Source organism: Nocardioides sp., assembly GCF_964229035.1.
Taxonomy (GTDB): domain Bacteria; phylum Actinomycetota; class Actinomycetes; order Propionibacteriales; family Nocardioidaceae; genus Nocardioides.
In genome coordinates, this window is the sequence record NZ_CAXRAZ010000010.1 from 12,973 (window position 1) to 32,372 (window position 19,400).

26 protein-coding genes are annotated in these 19,400 nt (G+C 73.1%); 15 read left to right on the forward strand and 11 right to left on the reverse strand.

Annotated elements, in window-relative coordinates:
- Positions 1-26 precede the first annotated feature (26 nt).
- On the forward strand, positions 27-566 hold the full coding sequence (locus tag ACERUN_RS03465; RefSeq protein ID WP_370288318.1) for a GNAT family N-acetyltransferase: 540 nt from the start codon (positions 27-29) through the stop codon (positions 564-566).
- 10 nt (positions 567-576) lie between these two features.
- Here ACERUN_RS03465 and ACERUN_RS03470 read toward each other — a convergent pair whose 3' ends face one another.
- Positions 577-1,731, reverse strand: coding sequence for a citrate/2-methylcitrate synthase (locus ACERUN_RS03470; RefSeq protein WP_370288319.1), 1,155 nt, complete (start codon positions 1,729-1,731; stop codon positions 577-579).
- 89 nt (positions 1,732-1,820) lie between these two features.
- Between ACERUN_RS03470 and ACERUN_RS03475 the strand changes: the two genes are divergently transcribed.
- Positions 1,821-2,831 (forward strand): DUF2332 family protein, encoded by a 1,011-nt coding sequence (locus tag ACERUN_RS03475; RefSeq protein WP_370288320.1) that lies wholly within the window; start codon positions 1,821-1,823, stop codon positions 2,829-2,831.
- A 15-nt stretch (positions 2,832-2,846) separates the two neighbouring features.
- On the opposite strand, the gene ACERUN_RS03480 is transcribed toward ACERUN_RS03475, so the two are convergent.
- From ACERUN_RS03480 to ACERUN_RS03490, 3 genes are all read right to left on the reverse strand, one after another.
- Entirely contained in the window at positions 2,847-3,515 is a 669-nt protein-coding gene (locus ACERUN_RS03480; RefSeq protein WP_370288321.1) for a hypothetical protein, read from the reverse strand.
- Positions 3,516-3,547: 32 nt separating this feature from the next.
- Positions 3,548-4,480 (reverse strand): NADP-dependent oxidoreductase, encoded by a 933-nt coding sequence (locus tag ACERUN_RS03485; protein WP_370288322.1) that lies wholly within the window; start codon positions 4,478-4,480, stop codon positions 3,548-3,550.
- Between the two features lie 165 nt (positions 4,481-4,645).
- Entirely contained in the window at positions 4,646-6,181 is a 1,536-nt protein-coding gene (locus ACERUN_RS03490) for an LVIVD repeat-containing protein (RefSeq protein ID WP_370288323.1), read from the reverse strand.
- 156 nt (positions 6,182-6,337) lie between these two features.
- Here ACERUN_RS03490 and ACERUN_RS03495 point away from each other — a divergent pair, with 156 nt between their 5' ends.
- Positions 6,338-7,048, forward strand: coding sequence for a DUF305 domain-containing protein (locus tag ACERUN_RS03495; protein ID WP_370288324.1), 711 nt, complete (start codon positions 6,338-6,340; stop codon positions 7,046-7,048).
- Positions 7,049-7,057: 9 nt separating this feature from the next.
- On the opposite strand, the gene ACERUN_RS03500 is transcribed toward ACERUN_RS03495, so the two are convergent.
- From ACERUN_RS03500 to ACERUN_RS03515, 4 genes are all read right to left on the reverse strand, one after another.
- Positions 7,058-8,161, reverse strand: a complete 1,104-nt coding sequence (locus tag ACERUN_RS03500; protein ID WP_370288326.1) for a hypothetical protein — start codon at positions 8,159-8,161, stop codon at positions 7,058-7,060.
- 112 nt (positions 8,162-8,273) lie between these two features.
- The gene (locus tag ACERUN_RS03505; RefSeq protein WP_370288327.1) at positions 8,274-8,786 is read right to left on the reverse strand and encodes a hypothetical protein; all 513 of its coding nucleotides are present in this window, start codon (positions 8,784-8,786) and stop codon (positions 8,274-8,276) included.
- A gap of 70 nt (positions 8,787-8,856) precedes the next feature.
- The gene (locus ACERUN_RS03510; protein ID WP_370288329.1) at positions 8,857-9,408 is read right to left on the reverse strand and encodes a hypothetical protein; all 552 of its coding nucleotides are present in this window, start codon (positions 9,406-9,408) and stop codon (positions 8,857-8,859) included.
- Positions 9,399-9,998 carry an RNA polymerase sigma factor gene (locus ACERUN_RS03515; protein ID WP_370288330.1) on the reverse strand — a complete coding sequence of 200 codons (600 nt, stop codon included), beginning with the start codon at positions 9,996-9,998 and terminating at the stop codon, positions 9,399-9,401. Before ACERUN_RS03515 ends, ACERUN_RS03510 begins: the two co-directional genes overlap by 10 nt.
- A 117-nt stretch (positions 9,999-10,115) precedes the next feature.
- Here ACERUN_RS03515 and ACERUN_RS03520 point away from each other — a divergent pair, with 117 nt between their 5' ends.
- The 9 genes from ACERUN_RS03520 to ACERUN_RS03560 all read left to right on the forward strand — a co-directional run bounded on the left by ACERUN_RS03520 (position 10,116) and on the right by ACERUN_RS03560 (position 15,397).
- Entirely contained in the window at positions 10,116-10,574 is a 459-nt protein-coding gene (locus ACERUN_RS03520; protein WP_370288331.1) for an Asp23/Gls24 family envelope stress response protein, read from the forward strand.
- Between the two features lie 95 nt (positions 10,575-10,669).
- Complete coding sequence (locus ACERUN_RS03525; protein WP_370288332.1) at positions 10,670-11,065, forward strand: hypothetical protein; 396 nt, start codon at positions 10,670-10,672, stop codon at positions 11,063-11,065.
- Between the two features lie 445 nt (positions 11,066-11,510).
- The gene (locus tag ACERUN_RS03530) at positions 11,511-11,687 is read left to right on the forward strand and encodes a DUF2273 domain-containing protein (RefSeq protein WP_370288333.1); all 177 of its coding nucleotides are present in this window, start codon (positions 11,511-11,513) and stop codon (positions 11,685-11,687) included.
- Positions 11,680-12,048: an Asp23/Gls24 family envelope stress response protein gene (locus tag ACERUN_RS03535; protein ID WP_370288334.1), complete on the forward strand. Its 369-nt coding sequence runs from the start codon at positions 11,680-11,682 to the stop codon at positions 12,046-12,048. The genes ACERUN_RS03530 and ACERUN_RS03535 overlap by 8 nt, the downstream gene beginning before the upstream one ends.
- A complete protein-coding gene (locus ACERUN_RS03540; protein WP_370288337.1) occupies positions 12,045-12,659 on the forward strand; it encodes a DUF6286 domain-containing protein in 615 nt (204 codons plus the stop codon). The genes ACERUN_RS03535 and ACERUN_RS03540 overlap by 4 nt, the downstream gene beginning before the upstream one ends.
- Positions 12,659-13,243 carry a hypothetical protein gene (locus ACERUN_RS03545; RefSeq protein ID WP_370288340.1) on the forward strand — a complete coding sequence of 195 codons (585 nt, stop codon included), beginning with the start codon at positions 12,659-12,661 and terminating at the stop codon, positions 13,241-13,243. The genes ACERUN_RS03540 and ACERUN_RS03545 overlap by 1 nt, the downstream gene beginning before the upstream one ends.
- A gap of 97 nt (positions 13,244-13,340) precedes the next feature.
- Entirely contained in the window at positions 13,341-13,514 is a 174-nt protein-coding gene (locus tag ACERUN_RS03550) for a CsbD family protein (protein ID WP_370288341.1), read from the forward strand.
- A gap of 116 nt (positions 13,515-13,630) precedes the next feature.
- Positions 13,631-14,608, forward strand: coding sequence for an oxygenase MpaB family protein (locus ACERUN_RS03555; RefSeq protein WP_370288342.1), 978 nt, complete (start codon positions 13,631-13,633; stop codon positions 14,606-14,608).
- 210 nt (positions 14,609-14,818) lie between these two features.
- Positions 14,819-15,397, forward strand: a complete 579-nt coding sequence (locus ACERUN_RS03560) for a TMEM165/GDT1 family protein (RefSeq protein WP_370288344.1) — start codon at positions 14,819-14,821, stop codon at positions 15,395-15,397.
- A gap of 40 nt (positions 15,398-15,437) precedes the next feature.
- On the opposite strand, the gene leuE is transcribed toward ACERUN_RS03560, so the two are convergent.
- Both leuE and ACERUN_RS03570 read right to left on the reverse strand, forming a co-directional pair.
- On the reverse strand, positions 15,438-16,106 hold the full coding sequence (gene leuE, locus ACERUN_RS03565; protein WP_370288345.1) for a leucine efflux protein LeuE: 669 nt from the start codon (positions 16,104-16,106) through the stop codon (positions 15,438-15,440).
- Positions 16,107-16,139: 33 nt separating this feature from the next.
- Positions 16,140-16,934 carry a hypothetical protein gene (locus ACERUN_RS03570; RefSeq protein WP_370288346.1) on the reverse strand — a complete coding sequence of 265 codons (795 nt, stop codon included), beginning with the start codon at positions 16,932-16,934 and terminating at the stop codon, positions 16,140-16,142.
- 188 nt (positions 16,935-17,122) lie between these two features.
- Between ACERUN_RS03570 and ACERUN_RS03575 the strand changes: the two genes are divergently transcribed.
- The 3 genes from ACERUN_RS03575 to ACERUN_RS03585 all read left to right on the forward strand — a co-directional run bounded on the left by ACERUN_RS03575 (position 17,123) and on the right by ACERUN_RS03585 (position 18,583).
- Positions 17,123-17,419 (forward strand): hypothetical protein, encoded by a 297-nt coding sequence (locus tag ACERUN_RS03575; protein ID WP_370288347.1) that lies wholly within the window; start codon positions 17,123-17,125, stop codon positions 17,417-17,419.
- A gap of 118 nt (positions 17,420-17,537) precedes the next feature.
- Positions 17,538-18,242 (forward strand): VOC family protein, encoded by a 705-nt coding sequence (locus ACERUN_RS03580; protein WP_370288348.1) that lies wholly within the window; start codon positions 17,538-17,540, stop codon positions 18,240-18,242.
- Between the two features lie 113 nt (positions 18,243-18,355).
- Complete coding sequence (locus tag ACERUN_RS03585; RefSeq protein ID WP_370288349.1) at positions 18,356-18,583, forward strand: hypothetical protein; 228 nt, start codon at positions 18,356-18,358, stop codon at positions 18,581-18,583.
- Positions 18,584-18,602: 19 nt separating this feature from the next.
- Here the strand turns inward: ACERUN_RS03585 and ACERUN_RS03590 are convergent, their stop codons facing one another.
- Positions 18,603-19,091, reverse strand: coding sequence for an acyl-CoA thioesterase (locus tag ACERUN_RS03590; RefSeq protein WP_370288350.1), 489 nt, complete (start codon positions 19,089-19,091; stop codon positions 18,603-18,605).
- Positions 19,092-19,400: the final 309 nt, after the last annotated feature.

The following is a 19,400-nucleotide window of genomic DNA, read 5'->3' on the forward strand; positions in this document are numbered from 1 at the left end:
CCCGCTGCGTGTGGCAGGCTCGCGCCATGTCGATCGTGGCGACGCGCGAGGACGGCGTCCGGCTGGCGCCCCTGGAGGTCTGGCACAGGGAGGAGTTCGCCGCGCACCTGGATCGCGCGCACGACCACATCCGCGGCTGGGTGGGCGACGGCTTCCTCACCACCACGGAGCCCGGTGCTCGGGCGACACTGCAGCACTACGCCGACGACGCCGCCCGCGACGGACGCCGACTCTTCGGCGTCTGGGACGACGGGCGACTCGTGGGCGGTGTGATGTTCGTGCACTTCGACGCCGTGCAGGGCGTGGCCGAGCTCGGCTGCTGGTCCGAGCCCGCCGGTGAGGGAAGGGGACTGATCGGCTGGGCGAGCCGGCAGCTCATCGACTGGGCCTTCGACGTCCGCGGGCTCGCGCGGCTGGAGTGGCGCTGCCGCTCCGACAACGTGCGCAGCGCGGCCCTGGCCCAGCGGCTGGGGATGCGGCTCGAGGGCGTGCTGCGCAGCGCCTGGCTCAACGACGGCGCGCGCCACGACAAGCAGGTCTGGGCGCTGCTCGCCGACGAACGGTGACCCGCGCCGCTCACAGGCTGCGCGGCCGGAACCGGAGGTCGTGGGGACGCTCCTCGATCACGTGCGCCGCCAGGCCGGGGATGCGGGCCAGCAGGAACAGCGCCGAGGCCGTGGACGACGGCACGCCGAGGTGGCGTGCCACCGCGGCGAGTCCGAGGTCGATGTTCGCGAAGGCGCTGTGCTCGCGCGCCACGGCCACCGTGAGGTCGACGACGGCGGCGTGGAGCTCGGCGTCCACCTCGGCCAGCACGTCGAGCACGGCCTCGAAGCGCGGGTCGCTGCGCTCGTAGACGATGTGGCCGAAGCTTTCCGGCGCCTGCGTCGCCAGCCCGCCGCCGGCGCACCACTGCTCGAGCAGGTCGGCCGCGCGGCGCACCGAGCCGGCCTGGCGCTCACCGCTCATCGCGTGGAGGCCGGTGAGCAGGCACGACCACGGATCGGCATGCAGGCTCGCCGCCACCCGGGCGGCCACCGTCGAGGCGCTGAGCTCGTGGTCGACGAGCACGCTCAGGGTGGTGGTGAGCAGGCGGTGCGTGGGCTCGCTGATTTCCGCGCCGAGGGCTCGCAGGAGGCGCGTGACCACGTCGACGTCCGTGACCGCAGACGTCTCGACGTCGCTGGCGATCCCGGCGATCCCGGCGAGCACCGCCTGCTGGGCCGCGGCGATCACCTCACCCTCGCCTGTGGCGGCCTCGGACGCGCCGGCGGCCGCGGTGATCGCGGCCCGCAGGCGCTGGCCAGCGTCGTCCACGCGGGCGAGCCACGGGCGCGCCAGCTGTAGCGCCGCGACGACGTCGGGCGCCATCTCCCAGGGGCCGGGGATCTCGGCCTGCCACAGGTGTGCGGCCGTCTGCTCGTAGCTGCCGAGACCCAGCACCTCGCCGAGGTCGAGCCCGCGGAAGCCCAGCCGCCCGGAGGGATCGAGCTGCGTGATGTCGCTCTCGATGAGCACCCGCATGCCGGCGCCGGGCCGGCGGCGCACCTCGGCGAGTCGCAGCACCTCTGCGCGGTCGAAGCGCGAGGAGCGATGCCCTGCCTCGTCCACGTGGAGGACCCTGGCCAGCACGCCGCGCGAGACGTAGGCGTACACCGTTGGCACGCGCACGCCGAGGATGCCCGCCGCCTGGGCCGCGCTGACCGTCGCGTCGCCGTCGGTCGAGGTCATGTCCGCATCCTGCCCCCCGGTGAGCACGACGAGCCGTGGTTGACCGAGTCAATGAGGGCGTTGTTGCGAGAGCGCAGTGCAGTGGTGGCATGAGCGACCATCCCGACATCGCCTCCGCCCGCCTCGAGATCGCTGCGGAGTTCCGGGCGTTCGCCACCCGCCACGCGCCGGCGACCTCGACCGCCTACGCCAGGTGGGCCGCAGCGATCACCGAGGACGACGCCACGCTCGACAGACTCGCCCTGCTGCCGATCGCGCGACGCCAGCCCACCCTCCTGCTGGCTGCAGCCCGGTGGCTGGGGGCCGAGCCCGGTGATGTCGACGACCTCAGTCACCTGGTCCGCGAGCGCTGGCACGACGTGGCGGCGGTGATGGCGACCCGCCTCACGCAGACCAACGAGATCGGCCGCTGCGGCGTCCTCCTGCCCCTCCTCGCCTCGCTGCCGCAGCCGCTCGCCCTGCTCGAGATCGGCGCCTCCGCCGGGTTGTGCCTGCTGCCCGACTGCTTCGCCTACCGGTGGACCGCCGCCGACGGGTCCTCGCACGCGCTCGCCCCTGCTCGCCCCTGCCCCTCGACCCCGCTCATCGAGACGGCGATCGCAGGGCCGGTGCCCCTGCCCACCCACTTGCCCGAGATCGTCTGGCGGGCGGGCTTCGACCTCGCCCCCGTCGACCTCGCGGACGACGACGCGGCCGCCTGGCTGCGCAACCTCGTGTGGCCCGGGGACGACGACCGCGCCGCCCGCCTCGCCTCCGCCATCGAGCTGGCGCGCAGCTCGCCGGACCGGCCGCCGGTGGTGGCCGGCGACCTCCGCGGCGAGTTGGACGACCTGCGCGACCTCGCCGCGCAGGCCCCGCCGGAGGCGACGCTCGTCGTCCTGCACAGCGCCGTGCTCTGCTACCTCGATCCGGCGGAGCGGACGCGAGTCGTGGGCGTCGTCCGCGACCTACCGGGGCATTGGATCAGCAACGAGGCCGCCGGTGTGCTCGGGCTCGGACTGGCGCCGTCATCCACGGCCGACGGGGCGTTCGTGCTCGCGCTCGACGGTCGACCGGTCGCGCGCGCTCACGGTCACGGTCGCTCTCTGACCTGGCTCTAACCCGGCCCGCTGAGGTCAGCGCGCGCGCTCGGCCAACCGCAGCGCGGCGTGCTGCACGAGCGGAGCCTCCTCCGGGTCGAGCACGGCCTCGGCGGGCACGGCACCTCCGAGCAGAGCAGCGGGTCGGACCAGCCACCCCCACACCTGCCAGGGGTCGACCCGGTTGCGGGCGGCGTCGCTTAGCAGCGCGGCCAGCACGGGCCGCAGCTCCTCGCGCACCTCGCCCGCGTCGTCCAGCTGGAAGGCGGGCACGAGCACGCCGCCGTCGTGCGGCACCACGAGAAGGGCGCCGCGCTCCGCGGCCTTGTGGACGGCGAAGCGCGCGGCGTTCTCCGACACCCCGCGCCGGGCCGCGACACCCGCGTAGTCGAGCCAGTCGCTGGCGAGCAGTGCGCTGCGCACCCGCGATTGCAGGCGCAGCTGCACCAGCGCAACCGGCACGGCGTGGGTGGGCTCGTCGCCGTCGGCGTGCAGCAGGGTGTCGAGCTCCTCAAGCTGCTCGCCGGTGAGCGGGCGGCCGGTGCCGGGGTCGGTCCACCTCACACCGCCGTCGCGGTCGCGCGTGAACGACGGCAGCCCGGCGGCGGCGAGCTGATCGGCCAGGCCCAGCTGCTCGAGCCAGGCGGCCAGGCGCTCGCCGCGGGTCGGGGAGCCGGCGGCGGTGTCGGGATCGTGCGAGGTCACCGCACCAGCCTGCCAGCCCCCGGAACCTGCGCTCAGATGCGCACGGCGATCTTGCCGCCCGGGCTGCCCTCGGCGGAGAGGCGGTGCGCCTCGGCGATCTCGTCGAGCTCGAAGGTTCGCGCCAGGGTGACGGTGAGCCGGCCGTCGTCCACGAGGCGGGCCAGGGCGTCGAGGCCCGCGATGTCGGGGCGCACGAAGGCGTACCTGCCGCCCATGCCGAGCACGGCCTCGGCATCGGTCACCGACGCGATGCGGGCGGCGTCCTTGACCTGCTGCGGTGCGTCGGCGAGCGCGTCGCCACCGACGAGGTCGAGCACCGCGTCCACCGGGCCGCCGTGCTCGGCCAGCTGCTCGCTGATCGGCCCCGCCCCGTGGTCGAGGACGACGCTCGCCCCCAGCCCCCGCACGAGGTCGTGGTTGCGGGTGCTCGCGGTGCCGATCACCTCGGCGCCGAGGGCGGCGGCGATCTGGACGGCGAACTGGCCGACGCCACCGGAGGCGGCGTGGACGAGCACCCGCTCGCCGGCCTTCACCTCCAGCAGCTCGGTGAGGGCCTGGTAGGCGGTGAGACCGGCCAGCGGGACCGCGGCGGCCTCCTCGAAGCTGAGGCCGGCCGGCTTCTTGGCGACCGTGCGCTCGGGGGCGGGCACGAGCTCGGCCGCGGTGCCCTGGGCGACGTCGTCGCGGCGCACGTAGCCCCACACCTCGTCGCCGACCTGCAGCTCGGTGCGCGAGGCCGGGCCGATCGCCTCGACCACGCCGGCGACGTCCCAGCCCGGGATGATCGGCAGGTGGTGCGGGAAGGCTCCCTGCAGGTAGCCCTCCCGGATCTTCCAGTCGACGGGGTTGATGCTCGTGGCCTTGACCCGCACGAGCACCGTGTCGGGGCCGACGGGCGGGTCGGCGACCTCGCCGACGGTGATGACCTCGGGGCCGCCGAAGCGGTCGTAGCTGGCTGCGCGCATGGGGATGCCTCCTGGGAGTGGACGTGCGGGGGGGGGATGACTGCCTCAACCCGCCCCCGGAGGGCGGAGATTCCTGAGCGGTGCCCACTGTGACGCGACCGACCCCCGCTGCCGAGGCGGCAGCGGGGGTCGGCGGTGTGGATCTGACGGCGGCTCAGCCGCGGATCAGTAGGAGGTCTGCGACTGCACGTTCAGCTCGTTGGTGCGCACGCCGCGGGCCTTGTTCGTGCGACGGTCGTCGAGGCGGAAGACGTCGAAGCCCTTCTGGATGTCGCTGGAGTAGATGTGGCCGTTGTACCAGTAGGCCGACCACGATCCGCCGAGCACGAGCCGGTCCTCGGCCACGGGGCCGCGGTCGTAGTGGGCGATCTCGACGGGATTGGCCGAGTCGGTGAAGTCCCACACCGAGATGCCGCCCTGGTACCAGGCCTGCACCATGATGTCGCGGCCCTTGACCGGGATCAGCGAGCCGTTGTGGGCCACGCAGTTCTCCGTGGCGGCCTGGGTGCGCGGGATCTTGAAGTAGGAGCGGAACACGAGCTTGCCGCGACGGATGTCGTAGACGCCGTCGGCACCCTTGACCGCACCGACCGTGGGGTTGCAGGTCGGCGCGCCGCCGCCGCCGAGCTCGTCGGTGAAGACGACCTTGGTGCCCGTGTTGTTGAACGTGGCCGAGTGCCAGAAGGCGAAGTTCTCGGTGTCGCGCACGCGCTCGGTGACGCGCGGGTTGGCACGGTCGGAGATGTCGAGCAGGATGCCGTCGCCCATGCATGCGCCGGCCATCAGGTTCTTGGCCGGGTAGGCGGTGAGGTCGTGGCAGCCGGTGGTGGCGGCCGAGTAGCCGCCGGCCTGGTTGCCGCCGTCGGGGAAGAGCACCGGGGTGCTCACCACGGCGGCCTTCTCCGGCGAGCGCACCGGCACCTTCACGACGCTGATCTGGTCGTGCGGGGGCTGGCAGTCGGGGAAGGAGGCGTTGGGCGAGTACGACGAGACGTACACGAACAGGTCGCGGCGATCGCGCGACGGCGCCAGCGTGTGGGTGTGGGAGCCGCAGGCGGTCTCGACGGCGGCGACGTAGCGCGGCGTGGCGGGGCGGCTGATGTCGAAGACCCGGATGCCCTCCCAGCTCTCCTTGATCGAGGCCGACTGCGCCACGTTGTCGCAGCTGTCGTTGCTGCGGCTGGAGTCGACGCTCAGCACGAGGATGTCGCCGTAGACCGACACGTCGTTCTGCGAGCCGGGGCACAGCACCTGGGTGACGATGCGCGGGCGCGAGGGCTTCTTGATGTCCCACACGGTGAAGCCGTCGTAGTTGCCCTGGAAGGCGTAGTCGCCCTGGAAGGCCAGGTCGGTGGAGAAGGAGTTCTCGCCCGCGAACGGACCCGACTTCGGCACGTTGGCCAGCAGCCGGATGTTCCGCGAGGCGTCGACCTGGCCCGGCAGCAGGCTCGCCTCGGTGTCGTCGAGGCGCGCGATGTCCTGGCCGGCCTGGCAGGCGTCGGCGAAGTTGTCGCCCGCTGCCCTGGCCGCCCGCTTCACCGCGGGGGTGCAGGCGGGGTCCGTGGACGACGCCTGCGCGCTGCCGTGCCGACCGTGGCCCGCGTGGTCGTCCTCGTCGTGCGCGCTGGCCGGCATCGCGGTGGCGGCGAGGCCGAGCGCCAGGACGCCGAGGCCGACGGCTGCGAGACGGCGCGCCCGCATCGAACGTCCGCGGAGCCCCGAGGGCGGCGGCGAGGTGGGATGGGTAGCCCGATCGAGGGGCTTCGTCATGGTCACTCCCGAGATAAGTGGACGAGTCCGAGCCCTGATCGTGGCTTAGGGTGAACAGGTTCCACAACCCCGTAAGGAGCTTTCTCGGTGCGCTTCTCGGTCCCGTCGGCAACCTCGTCGACCGCTCGCCCCCGCCCCACCCGGGTCTCCCGCGCGGCCCTCGCACTGGCCGCGGTCGCCGCCCTCGGCGGCCTGGCCGCCTGCAGCGCGGACGCCGACCCGTCGTCGTCCGCAGGCGGCGGCGTGGTGCAACCCGGGAGGCCCGGCGAGGCGTCGTCCACGGTGGGTGCGGATGCGGGCGCGGAGCACGCGGAGGTGGCCCACGACGACGTCGCCTACGTCCAGATGATGATCCCGCACCACCAGCAGGCGCTGACGATGTCGCGCCTGGCCCCGTCGAGGGCCTCCTCGCCGGCGGTGAAGGCGATGGCGGCACGGATCCTCGCCTCGCAGGGCCCGGAGATCCTCACCATGGCCGCCTGGCTGGAGGCCCACAACGTGTCGGTGCCGCGCGCCACCGACGCCCCCTCGGCCTACGACCACGGCGAGCACGGCCACGCCTCGATGCACGGCATGCTCACCGCCGCCCAGCTCGACGAGCTGCGGGCCGCGCGCGGCACCGCCTTCGACCGCCTCTACCTCGAGGGCATGATCGGCCACCACGAGGGCGCGATCACGATGGCCGACGAGGTGGCCGTCAAGGGCAGCGACGTGCAGGTCGCCGAGATGGCCGCCGACGTCATCACCGGCCAGCAGGCCGAGATCGAGCGCATGCGGCAGGTGCTCGCGGGGCTGTGAGCCCCGGCCTCAGCGTGCCTTGCCGAACGAGATGGTCCGGCGCAGGGTCTCGTAGCCGCTCTTGGAGGAGAACACCGTGACGGCGACGGCCTTGCCCTTGGCTCCGCGGGGCACGGCGAACGTCCGCTTCGTGGCGCCGGCGACGGACTTCCCTCCGATCGTCCAGCGATAGGTGAAGCGCAGGCGAGCCTTGCGACCGGCGGCCGACAGCTCGGGGGCGCTGATGCTCACGGCTCGACCGGCACGGGCAGGACCGCTCCGCTCGCCGTAGGAACGCACCCACGACGTCGGTTGCGGGGCGACCACGCGGAAGCCGGCCGAGACGTTGTAGAAGCCGAAGCCGAAGGCACGTCGACCCGGCTTTGTGCCCACCTGCAGCACCGTCAGGTACGACCCGGCCGCCGAGGCGGGCAGGTCGAAGCGGCTCACGCGGTTCCCCTCCGAGCGCAGGAGGACCGAGCCCCTGGTCGTCTCGGGGAGCGGTTCTCCCCCGTAGAGGCTCTGACCTCCTGATCCGCGCACCAGCCCGACGTTGGTGATGAAGGAGGTACCGGCCTCCCACTCGCCGCGATAGGTGATGAAGACACTGCGCCCGGCGACGAGCTCGATCTTCGTGCCCGGCGGATCGATTGAGCTCGGCCGCGCAGTCGGATCCTGGGTCACCAGGCCGAGGTCGGGTCCCTCGAGCAGCGGCGGGCGCTCGTAGGTGAACGGCGCTCCCTCCTCCACGACCGTGTACTGGTCGCCGTCGAAGCGCAGTTGGTCCACGCGCAGGTGCCATGTCGACCGGTCGTCGTCGGCGAGGAAGGCCGCCGCCCCGTCGTTGCCGTCGACTGTGTCGGCCGTAGTCGCGCCGAACAGGTAGCCGTCGCCGTCGAGATCCCGAACCCGGTAGACGTCGCCCTCGGGCGCGGGTGTGGGGTCGGTGAACAGCACCGTCTCCTCCGTGCCCCAGCTCGGCGCGTACGACCCGCTCTCGACGTACGGCGTCGCCGTCACATCCGTGATGACGATGCCCGGCTCGGCGGCCGCGGCCGAATGGACGAGTCCGGGCGCCAGGAGCGCTGCCAGGGCCAGGGGGACGGCGGCCAGACCGGCACGGTTCTTGTTCACGGCGGATCTCCTCGAGGACGACGATGTCGGCCTCAGTCAACGCCGCACCGACGACCCTGCACCGCCGAACGGCATCGATCTATCGGAAGCGATGGACTGTGGGAAGCGAGGCTCAGCAGCCGCAGCTGTAGAACACGACGTCCCAGTGGCTGCCCTCGTTGGCGTAGACGTTGCCCGAGGCGGCGCGGTACTGGGCGGCGCCGTCGCTGCGCTGGCCGACGTAGGTGTAGGTGCCGGTGACCCAGGAGTCCAGGCAGGTCGTGCGGCGGAAGTCGAGCTTGTAGCCGGTGCCGTGGCTGTAGGTGCCGCCGGCGTGCCCGGTCTCGGTGCCGCCGGTGATCGTGAGCGCGCACCCGCTCGCGCGCTTCAGCGTGACGGCGCCGTCGATGGTGGTCTGGCGCAGACCGTCGAAGGAGGTGCAGGTGGAGTTCGTGCGATCGGTGCAGTTGCCGGACGACGTCCACGTGATGCCGGCTGCGCGGAACTGGGCGGCAGCATCGGCCTGCGACACCGCCGAGGCGGGGCCGGCGAGGCCGAGCGTCGTGAGCAGCGCAGTGGCGAGGACGGCGAGGACGGCGGCGCCGCGACGGCGCGCAGGGACAGGGGTACCCGAGAGAGTGGTCATGGCGTCATCGTGCCCGTCGCCGCCGGGCGGCGTCACCCACCGGCAGCCGACGGGTGGGTGAACCCCCGGCTCAGACCGTGCGCGGATCGCCGTCGACGATGTCCTCGAAGCAGATCGACACGGTGCTCGCGCCCAGCTGCGGGTCGGGTCCGAGGAGGTCGCGCAGCAGCGCGAGCACCTCGACGTGGAGGCGATCGGCGAGCGCGCGCAGGTCAGTGCCGTAGGCGCCGACGAGTCGCAGCTCGACGTCCACCAACCGCTCGCCGTCGACGGTGAGGTCGATGCCGGTGGGGGCGTGGGTGGGCGCCTGCTGGAGGAGGCGCCGCAGGGCGGCGACCAGCACGCGGGTGGAGAGATAGGTGCGCGATCCCTCGTCGTCCTGCGTCGTCGCGCCGTCGGCGGCGTGGACGAGAACGGGCTCGCTGGGCCCCATCAGGCGACGCACCCGGTCGAGCACGTTGGTCGTGATCTCGCGCCACGAAGCGTCGTCCTCGGGTGCCGAACGCACTGCCTCGACCGCCCGCGCGATGAGTGCGTCGGTGGTGTCGGACGACCGCGTCTCGGCCCCGCTGGGCGACGCGGGGTCGCGGGGGTCGCGTCGTTCGTCGGGCTCTAGCGCCATCTCGCCATCCTCTCCGCGATGGTCCGTCGGCCCCGGTGGAGGTGGCCGCGGACGCTGCCGACTGGGATCGCCAGTGTGGTGGCGATCTCGTCGTAGCTCATGTGCTCCAGTTCGCGCAGCAACCACACCGCCCGCTGGTTCCACGGTAGTTCGTCCAGACAGTCCTGGAGTGCCTGCACCAGTTCTTCGTCCAGAACGTTCTGCAGCGCGTTCTCCTGCAGCGACGGCACCAGGTGCGAGAGCAGCTGGTCGTCGATCGGCACCGCGGTGCGTCGCCGGTGCAGGTCGGCAGCGCGGCGATGCACGATCCGGAAGAGCCAGGTGCGCAGTGCCGACTGCCCGGTGAAGGAGCCCACGCTCTTCCACGCCGAGACGAGCGCGTCCTGGGTCACCTCGGCCGCGTCGGCGTCGCGTCCACCGACGAGGCGGAGCGCGTAGCGGTGCATGCCGGGGCCGTAGCGGCGCACGATCTCGGCGAACGCCGCGTCGTCCCCGACGCCGGCGGCCCGGACCAGGGCGGCGTCGGTGGCCTCCGCGTAGTCGAGGCCTGGTTCGGGGAAGGACACGTCCGCACGGTTGCCCGTGATCACGAATTGATTCCTGGTCCGGTGCGCAAGCGACTGTGGCCCACCTCACAGAACTTCGCCGTGACGATCCGGGGACTCGGTGCGACCAACTGACATCACCGACCACGAAGGAGTGAGAAAATGACCGAGAAGCAGACCACCGGTTCTTCCACCGACGTCGCCCGCCGCGGCACCACCGACGGCGCCCTCGTCTCCGAGCAGGGCCGCACCTCGATCGCCGACACCGTCGTGTCGAAGATCGCCGGCATCGCCGCCCGCGACATCAACGGCGTCCACGACCTCGGTGGCGGCGCCGCCCGCGCCGTCGGCGCGATCCGCGAGCGCATCCCGGGCTCGCGCACGAACCTCTCGCAGGGCGTGGCCGTCGAGGTGGGCGAGCGTCAGGCCGCCGTCGACCTCGACATCGTCGCCGAGTACGGCGTCTCGATCGCCGACCTCGCCAACGCGATCCGTCGCAACGTCGTGAGCTCGGTCGAGCGCATGACCGGCCTCGAGGTCACCGAGGTCAACATCACCGTCCACGACATCTTCGTCGAGTCCGACGCCGACGAGGAGCCCGCCACCTCGCGCGTCGAGTGACGAGCAACCCGAGCGGTACCGGCGGCCGATCCGGTCGTCCGGGCAGCACGCCCGACCAGGGCAGCACCCGTCGATCCACCTCCGAGGAGCATCCCGTGAGCAGCACCCCCGCCGCCGACGTGCCCACCGAGCCCACCGAGCAGGCCGCACCGGTCGACTCCGTGGCCGAGGCCGTCCGCGCGGTCGAGGGCGTCGCCGACCTTCACGGCGGTGTGCTCGGCGAGGTGGCGACCTACCTGCCCGGACGCCGGGTCGCCGGCATCCAACTCGACGACGGCGGCGGCGCCGAGGTGCACGTGAGCCTGACCTGGGGGGCCGATGTGGCCGCCACCGTGACGGCGGTGCGCTCGGCCGTCTCCGCCATCGCCGGCCTGCCCGTCGACGTGGTGGTCGAGGACGTCGTCCGCGAGTCGCCCGACTCCGACGACTCCGACGACTCCGACGACTCCGACGACAGCGCCGCCGACGCCTCGGTGGAGGCCACCGCGTGACCCGTGTGGCCCGAGGGCTCGATCCCGCTCAGCGCCGTGCACTGCTGCGGCGTCACCACCCCGACCTCGGGGGAGACCCCGAGGAGTTCGTGCGGGTGATGGCGGCGATCGAGGCCCTCGGTGCCGCACCCGCGCCGACCGCACCGTCCTCGTCCCGGGAAGGGACGGAGCGGGACGCGCATCGTTTCGCCGCCTCGGGCGGCCCTCTCGGGACGACCCCCCGGCGTCGGCGTCTTCGCCGCCGGGCCCGCCGCATACTCACCCGGGTGCGTGCGGGGTTGCCGCGGCGCCTCCCCGGCGCCCGCCGCTACGGGCAGCTGTGACCGGTCGGAACGTCGTCGGTCGCATCGCCGCCCGCACGTCGTTCCGCTCCGAACCCAAGCCATCACGAGGTACCGCGCACCCCGCGAGTGCGCGTCCTCGACACCCCGAAAGGACCATCGCCATGACCACCTCCACCCTCGGTCTCATTGCCGGCCTCCTGCTGGCGATCGCCGTCGCCACCGGCGGCTTCCTCGGACTCCTGCTCGGCATCGTGCTGGGCGGGGCGGGCTACGCCGTCGGCGCCCACTTCGATGGCCAGCTCGACCTGGGCGAGCTGCTGCGGGGACGCCGTGGCTGAGCTCGCCCTGGTGCCGCCTGAGGAGCGCGGCCGCCTCGACGTCCGCCTGCGCGTGATCACCCAGATCGTGGAGCAGGCCGTGCGCGAGGTGCGCGGCACCAGCGCCCACAGCAGCACGCTCGGCCGCCTGACGGGCAGCGAGCTGCCCCGCGCCGAGGTGCGCGTCATCGGTCGCGGCGTCCACGTCCGCGCCGAGGTCGGCGCCCCGTGGCCCGCACCGGTCGCCGAGATCGCCGCCCGCGTGCGCGCGGCGGTGGTCGCCGAGACCGAGCGCCAGACCGGTCTGCGCGTGCGTCGCGCGGACGTCGTCGTCCACCCGCTGCCGTCGAGCAGCGCCCCCGGAGGAGGGAGGGTCCAGTGAGCACCGACATCGACGGGCTGCTCCAGCCCGAGGCGGGTCGCCCCGCCACCCCCACCGCGCCCGCGCACGCGGCGCCGAAGGTGAACGCGGACGCCGCACCGGCTCCCCGTAGCCGTCCCGCCGCCGCCAGCACCGCCGTCCTGCTCGCCGTGCTGCTGCTCGCCGCCGGCGCGGTCGTCATCGCGGACGCCGCCGGCTCCTTCGGCAGCACCGGCTCGCTGGCCGAGAAGACCTTCGACGGCCTCGACGGCCTGAAGGCCTCGGGCGCCACCACCGGCGCCGGCGCCGCGCTTGCCGTGATCGGGCTCCTGCTCGTCATCGCCGCGCTCAAGCCCCGCGGTCGCACGCACCTCGCCGTCGACGGCCCCGTCGACCTGTGGGTGACGCCCCGCGCCGCCGCGACCATCGCCGCCCAGGAGGCCGAGGAGCACCCCGACGTGCTCGAGGCTCGCGTCGAGTCGGCCAACCGCCGTCGCATCACCCTCGTGGTGACGCCGCGCTCGGTCGTGCCCGACACCGGCCTCGCCGAGGCCGTCCGCACCCGCGTGAGCTCGCACCTGGCCCCCGTGTCCGGTGTGGCCCGTGTCGTCGTCAAGGTGGAGGAGGAGTGATGCGCCGTTACACATCCGATCGCGTGATCGTGCTCGTGCTCGGCGTGGCCTTCATCGCCGGCGGCCTCGCACTGGTCGACTGGAAGACCGGCTACGTGCTGGGCACCGGCACCGAGCTGAAGACCGCCTCGATCGCCGACCAGGTCGGCGCCTCGTGGTGGCCCTGGGCCGAAGGCGCCGCCGGCGTCCTGGTGGTCCTGCTGGGCCTGTGGTGGCTGCTCGCCCACCTGCCGCGCCGCGGCCCGTCGTCCGCCGCCCTGCCGGGCAGCACCGCCGACGGCGAGTTCAGCATCGACCTGGGCTCGCTGGGCCGGGTCATCGACGACGAGTTCGGCGGCCACGGCGCCGTGGAGCACGTGAGCGTCACCTTCGACCGCTCCGGCGGCCGCACCGTGGGCACCGTCTCGGGTCGCCTGGCCTCGGACGCCGAGCTTGCCACGGTGATCGAGACCGCCGAGGAGGTTGCTACCGGCCTCGCCCGGGTAGTGCCTGAGCGAACCGTCCACCTGCAGATCCAGTTGGGCGCTCCGCGCAAGGACCGGCCCGTCCGGTCCGGACGCCGGGCCACCGTCCGGCTGCAGTAGCACCAGCACGAACTCCCGGCCCGCTCCCTGCGGAGGCGGCACCGGGGCAGTCACCACCTATCCGTCACCTTCACCACCCAACGAGAAGGAGAGCATCATGAGCTTCGCTGACAAGGCCAAGAACGCCGCCGAGGACCTCGCCGGAAAGGCCAAGGAGGTCGCTGGTGAGGTCACCGGCAACGACAAGCTGAAGGCCGAGGGCGAGAAGGACCAGGCCAAGGCCTCGCTGAAGGACGGCGTCGAGAACGTCAAGGACGCCTTCAAGAAGTGATCTCGCCCCCGCCGGCGGATCCGTCCGTCGGTGGGAGCCGGTCGCCGCGCGCGACCGCTCGATCCACATCCCAGTGTGCCCGGGCTCCCTTGCGGAGCCCGGGCACACTGGCATGTGTGAGCACTTTCCTCAGCGCGGCAGGAGCCGGCGTCGGCCAGGTCTCCCAGGCGCTGGGCGCCACGGTCGGCTCCGTGGCCGCAGGCCTGGCCCGACCGGCCGCCGAGATCGGTGCGGTGCGCGATCGCCTCGGCGAGGCCATCTTCCTGCGGGTGGCCGGCCCCGACGGCCCCCAGCACCGCGACCGCATCCACGGCGCCGAGGGCCCGCGCTGGTTCGAGCCCGGCAGCGCGATCATGCAGGTGCACGCCGACGCCTCGATGTTCATCGGCGGCATCCGGGCCCTGCTCCTGCAGAGCCTCCACCCGGCGGCCATGCGCGCTGTCTCCGAGCACTCCGGCTTCCGCGGCGACATGTGGGGGCGCCTGGCCCGCACCAGCCGCTTCCTCGCCGTCACCACCTTCGGCACCGCGGACGACGCCCAGCAGGCCGTCGACATCGTGCGCGCCATCCACGACCGCATCACCGGCACGATGCCCGACGGCACGCCCTACGCGGCGTCCGACCCCCACCTGCTGCTGTGGGTGCACGTGGCCGAGATCGACTCGTTCCTGCTTGCTCACCAGACCTACGGCGCCCGCCCGCTCGACCAGGCCGGTCGCGACGAGTACGTCGCCCAGACCGCCGAGGTCGCCCGACGCCTCGGCGTCATCGACCCGCCCACCACCGAGGCCGAGCTGCGCGAGGTCCTGGCGCGCTTCCGCCCCGAGCTGCGCGGCACCCCGGAGGCGCGCGAGGCGGTCGGCTACGTGCTCCTGCGCCCGCCGCTGCCCCTCGTCGTCCGCCCGGCCTACGGGGTGCTCGCCTCGGCCGCCATCGGCCTCATGCCGGCGTGGACCCGCCGACAGCTGCGACTGCCGTGGCTGCCGGTCACCGAGCGCACCGTCGTCCGCGCGCTCGGGCAGGCGGCCGTGACCACGATCCGGTGGGCGATGACGCCGCCCGCGCTCGCCGCGCAGGACGGCACCGCCGCCTGATTGGTCTGCTCGTGCGCGCCGCGGGTAGGGTGGAAGTTGAAGGGGAGTAGTCCTCAACGGTTGCGTCGACACACTGGCCCCCGGGCCCGGCGCAGCAGGCCGCCTCACGGGTGTGCGGACGAGACCTTCGACCATGAGCACGTGCGTGCTCGGTCGAAGGCGCGTCCCCCCGCGGGTCCGTTCCGGCCGGGCGCCCGATGAGAGGACACCATGTACGCCTTCCTGTTGAGCACCGCCGTCATCTTCGTCGCCGAGCTCGGCGACAAGAGCCAGCTGATGGCGATGACCTTCGCCACCCGCTACCGGGCACGCGACGTGCTGATCGGCCTTACGGCCGCCACGGCCGTCGTCCACCTCGCCTCGGTCGGCATCGGCTACGCGATCGGCGACGCCTTCGCCGACTACCAGGGCACGATCGAGGTCGTAGCCGGCATCGCGTTCCTCGGCTTCGCCCTGTGGACGCTGCGCGGCGACGAGCTGACCGAGGACGACACCCGCAAGGCCCACGCGGCCGCCGGCCGGGCGATCCTCGTGGTCGCCACCTTCTTCTTCCTCGCCGAGCTGGGCGACAAGACCATGCTCGCCACCATCACCCTGGCCACCCAGGAGGGCTGGTTCGGCACGTGGCTGGGCTCCACCGTCGGCATGGTCGCCGCCGACGCGCTGGCGATCGTGCTCGGTGCGGTGCTCGGACGACAGCTGCCCGAGCGCGTCATCAAGTTCGGCGCGGCCGCGCTCTTCGCGCTCTTCGGCCTCGCCCTCATCGCTAGCGGCGCCGGCTGGTTCTGAGGCCTCCGAGTCCTTCGGGGTTGCCCCCGGCCCGCGCCGATCAGGCGTGGGCGAGGGACAGCTTGACCGCGAACGCCAGGAACACCGCGCCGACGGCGGACGTCGCGCCCGCCGAGAGGGCGCGACGCCGCCGGAACGCGGCGGCCAGCCGGGTGCCGCCGAAGATCAGCCCGCTGAGGTAGGCCACGCTGGCTGCCTGGGCGAACGCGCCCAGCACGAGGAACGACAGCGCCGGGTGCGGGTAGGCCGGGTCGACGAACTGCACGAAGAAGGCGACGAAGAACAAGATCGCCTTCGGGTTGAGCAGGCTCACGACCAGGGCCCGGCGGTAAGGCCGCTCGCGTCGACCGGCGGCGGACGGGAGCGTGTCGCCCGCCCCGCCCGGCTCGGGGATCTGCTCGCGGCGGCGTCGCCACAGCGCCGCTGCCGAACGCAGCATCGTGATGGCGAGGAAGCCGAGGTAGCCCGCGCCGAGGTACTTCACGACCGCGAAGGCCACCGGCGTGGTCTGCAGCAGCGAGGCGACGCCGGCGGCCGAGAGCGTCATCAGCACCGCGTCACCGGTCCACACGCCCGCGGCGGCCACGTAGCCGTCGCGCACCCCGCGACGTGCGGCGACCGACAGCACGTAGAGCGAGTTCGGTCCGGGGAGCAGGATGATGACCACGAGACCCACGAGGTAGGTCGACAGATCGGTCACGCCCAGCACGCGCCGATGGTCCCACGGCTGCGCGGGCCGCGCTCAGTCGTCGGCGAAGTCGAGGCCGCGCTCGGCCAGCGCGTCGCCGAGCCGGTCGAGGGCCACCGGCCCGACGCCGTGCAGCGCGGCCAGGTCGGCGCGGCGCCAGCGGGCGACGTCCTCGAGGGTGTGCAGGTCGAGGGCGCGCAGCGCGCGGGTGGCCGGTGCTCCGACCGTGCGCGGCAGCGGGGTGCCGGGGCGTCGCGGACGACGCTCGCGCGGGCCGTCGAGGGCGTCGAGCACCGTCTCGCCGCGCGGCGAGAGGCGGTAGCCGATCGCGAGGGACTCGGTGAGCCCGCGCTCCTTGAGCTTGCGCACATCGCGCTTGAACTCGAGCGTCGGGCGGCCGAGCTCGGCGGCCAGCTCGGGCGCGCGCACCTCGGGCTGGGCGTCGATGATGCGCAGGGTGGCGCGGGTCCAGGGTCCGCCCGCCGCCGCGGCGTCGAGGCGCTCGAGCCACCCGGTGATCTGCTCGATCTCGTCGTCGGCCGGCACCGTCTCGCGCAGCACGTCGCGCAGGTCGGGCCCGGCGTAGCGCAGCCCGACACGGAAGAGCGGGCGGTCGGCGCGGGAGGCGAGGGCCAGCTTGAGCGCGGTCAGCGACGAGGCGCCCGCGCGCCGGGCGTCGGCCGCACGCAGCGTGGACGGCGAGATCTGGGCGACCTCGGTGACCTCCAGGACGCCGACCGAGGTGCGCAGCCGGGTGCCCACCTTCACCCGCGGGCGATCCCACCGGCGGAAGGCGAGATCGATCTCGCCACGGCGGATGGCCTCGAGCTCGCTCGGCCGGATCATCACGCCAGCGAGCCTAGGCCACCCGGGGTGAACCGGGCTGATCGTGCCCGAGGTCGCAGGATGTGACATCCGGCTCGTCGGTCGTCGCCGAATCCGTCATCGTGGTGCCTGCACCAGGACCCACCGCAGCGCATCGGGCGCGGTCAGGCCAGGTGGGCACGAACGACCATCCACGAATCCGGAGGAGCCCCATGGGCCTCAACCCCGTCGCCGACGTCCTCAAGCGAGCCGACAAGGTGCTGCACAGCGCCGAGAAGGCGCTCACCGACGTCGAGGGCACGCTCGAGACGGTGGGCGAGACCCTCACCGGCGTCGACACCAAGCTCGGCACCGTCGACTCCACCCTCGCCGAGACCCGCGAGGTGCTCGGTGAGGTCAAGGGCCTGCTCGGCGAGCTCGCCGACCGCATCGCCCTGCTCGACCAGGTGCCCGAGTTGATGGGCAAGCTGGACGCCGTCCTCGCTGCCGTGCAGGCGCCGTCGGCCTGATCCCGCACTTGGCACGCGTTGCAACACGTGCCAAGTGCCAGGAACGCGTGCCAAGTGCGGTCTCCTCGCCCAGGCAGATCGGTGGCGCCGGCGTCGAGCGTCGTCCTAGGTTGGGCGGATGGACCAGCCGCTCGGGCGCTACAAGGACCTCTGCATCGACGCCGTCGACCCGCACCGCCTCGGCGCGTTCTGGGCCGGTGCTCTCGACCTGCGCTTCGAGGCGTTGGACGACGGCGACGCGCGCCTGATCGGGCGGACCCCTGCCCACACCGTGTGGATCAACCGGGTGCCCGAGCCGGTGGGTGCCAAGCACCGCGTGCACCTCGACATCCGCGCTCGGTCGGTGGACGACGTCCTCGCGCTGTCGAGCGACGCCCGTGCGACCGACACCGACTCATTCCGGTGGTCGGTGCTGGCCGATCCCGAGAGTGGCGAGTTCTGCGTCTTCACCCACGAGCTCGACCCGGTCGAGCGCCTCTACGAGGTCTGCATCGACTGCGCCGACGCCGTGCCGCAGGCCCACTGGTGGGCGCGGGCGCTCGGCGGCACCGTGCACCTAGAGCATGCCGACGGCGAGGCCTGGGCGTGGGTCGACGGCATCGGCGGTGCACCGTTCGAGAGCCTCGTCTTCGTGCCGGTGCCCGAGCCGAAGACCGTGAAGAACCGCATCCATCTCGACCTCACCACCCCCGCGCTCGCCCCCTGGCTCGACATCGGAGCCCGGATGCTCGCGCCGGCGCAGCCCGGCCAGCGTCGCTGGCACGTCCTGGCGGACCCCGAGGGCAACGAGTTCTGCCTGTTCGTCGGCGACGGGCCGTCGTGAACGCGCCCGGCAAGCACGATCAAGCGGAGTTCGCCTGCGACGGGCGTCTGGTCGAGTGGCGAGGTGCGGCCCCGTACTGGTGCCTCGAGCTGCCCGTCGAGGTGAGCGCCTAGGTGAAGCGGGCCGCGCGCGGGTTGGAGTGCTGGGGGCAGGTGAATGTGGCGGAGGTCGTCGGCGACGAAGGCGGCCCCGCCGGGGTCGAGACCTTCCGGACGGCTCTCTTCCCGAAGGACGGCGGCTACCTGCTTCCGCCGCGCGACGCCTTCCGACCCGCTGTCGGCCTCATCCCCGAGGACGCCGGCGCGGTCGTCGCCGTGTGCTTCGACCTTCTCCGCCCCTGACGGCCCGACCCGCCGCGGATCACGCGCCGGCGTCGCCCGGCCGCGGACGCAGGGCGGCCGGCTCGCCGGTGTAGGCGGCCAGGGTGGCGCGGACGTCGTCCGCGATGGGCCAGGCGGCGCCGGCGGCGGTGTCCCACAGCACGAGCGAACTCTCCGCGATGAGCGCCGGTGGATGATCGGGGGCCACCCGCAGCTCGGAGGCGATCGCGAACGAGCTGCGGCCCACGTGGCTCACCCGGATCGACACCAGGAACGGCTGATAGGCCACGAAGCGCATCTCGGCGCGGTAGTCGACACGTTGACTGCCCATCAGCTCGACCACGCCCGACGGCACCTCGCGCAGGAGTCCCGGGCGGCCGTGCGCCGCGTCGTCCTCGAGGGGGGCGAAGCGGAAGAACAGGAGCCGCGCCTCGTCGACCACCCGCATGGCCTCGACGTTGTCGACGTGGCCACCGAGGTTGATGTCGCGCAACCGCGCCTGGATCTCGCACTCGAAGGTCCGCGTCACAGGCGCCATCGTCGCAGGTGGGTCGTGTCGGAGTCGGCGGTGGTCGGGCGGGCGACCTGGACGACGTTTCTGGTGCTTGGACGATGGAGTTCCGTCGTCCAGGCGCTGGTTTCACCGGCCGGCCGGTGAATCGCGGGGCGCGTGGGGCTGGTGTGACTACTGGGCAGCAGTGGGCCGGGAGGTGTCAAGGCGGTGGCCGGGCGGGCGACCTGGACGACGTTTCTGGCACCTGGACGATGGAGTTCCGTCGTCCAGGTGCCGGTTTCACCGGCCGGCCGGTGAATCGCGAGGCGCGTGGGGCCCCTGTGA

Coding starts and splice junctions, on each gene's coding strand:
- ACERUN_RS03465 (WP_370288318.1), top strand. CDS start 27: ATGTCGATCGTGGCGACGCGCGAGGACGGCGTCCGGCTGGCGCCCCTG.
- ACERUN_RS03470 (WP_370288319.1), bottom strand. CDS start 1,731: ATGACCTCGACCGACGGCGACGCGACGGTCAGCGCGGCCCAGGCGGCG.
- ACERUN_RS03475 (WP_370288320.1), top strand. CDS start 1,821: ATGAGCGACCATCCCGACATCGCCTCCGCCCGCCTCGAGATCGCTGCG.
- ACERUN_RS03485 (WP_370288322.1), bottom strand. CDS start 4,480: ATGCGCGCAGCCAGCTACGACCGCTTCGGCGGCCCCGAGGTCATCACC.
- ACERUN_RS03490 (WP_370288323.1), bottom strand. CDS start 6,181: ATGCGGGCGCGCCGTCTCGCAGCCGTCGGCCTCGGCGTCCTGGCGCTC.
- ACERUN_RS03505 (WP_370288327.1), bottom strand. CDS start 8,786: ATGACCACTCTCTCGGGTACCCCTGTCCCTGCGCGCCGTCGCGGCGCC.
- ACERUN_RS03510 (WP_370288329.1), bottom strand. CDS start 9,408: ATGGCGCTAGAGCCCGACGAACGACGCGACCCCCGCGACCCCGCGTCG.
- ACERUN_RS03520 (WP_370288331.1), top strand. CDS start 10,116: ATGACCGAGAAGCAGACCACCGGTTCTTCCACCGACGTCGCCCGCCGC.
- ACERUN_RS03530 (WP_370288333.1), top strand. CDS start 11,511: ATGACCACCTCCACCCTCGGTCTCATTGCCGGCCTCCTGCTGGCGATC.
- ACERUN_RS03545 (WP_370288340.1), top strand. CDS start 12,659: ATGCGCCGTTACACATCCGATCGCGTGATCGTGCTCGTGCTCGGCGTG.
- ACERUN_RS03550 (WP_370288341.1), top strand. CDS start 13,341: ATGAGCTTCGCTGACAAGGCCAAGAACGCCGCCGAGGACCTCGCCGGA.
- ACERUN_RS03560 (WP_370288344.1), top strand. CDS start 14,819: ATGTACGCCTTCCTGTTGAGCACCGCCGTCATCTTCGTCGCCGAGCTC.
- ACERUN_RS03575 (WP_370288347.1), top strand. CDS start 17,123: ATGGGCCTCAACCCCGTCGCCGACGTCCTCAAGCGAGCCGACAAGGTG.
- ACERUN_RS03580 (WP_370288348.1), top strand. CDS start 17,538: ATGGACCAGCCGCTCGGGCGCTACAAGGACCTCTGCATCGACGCCGTC.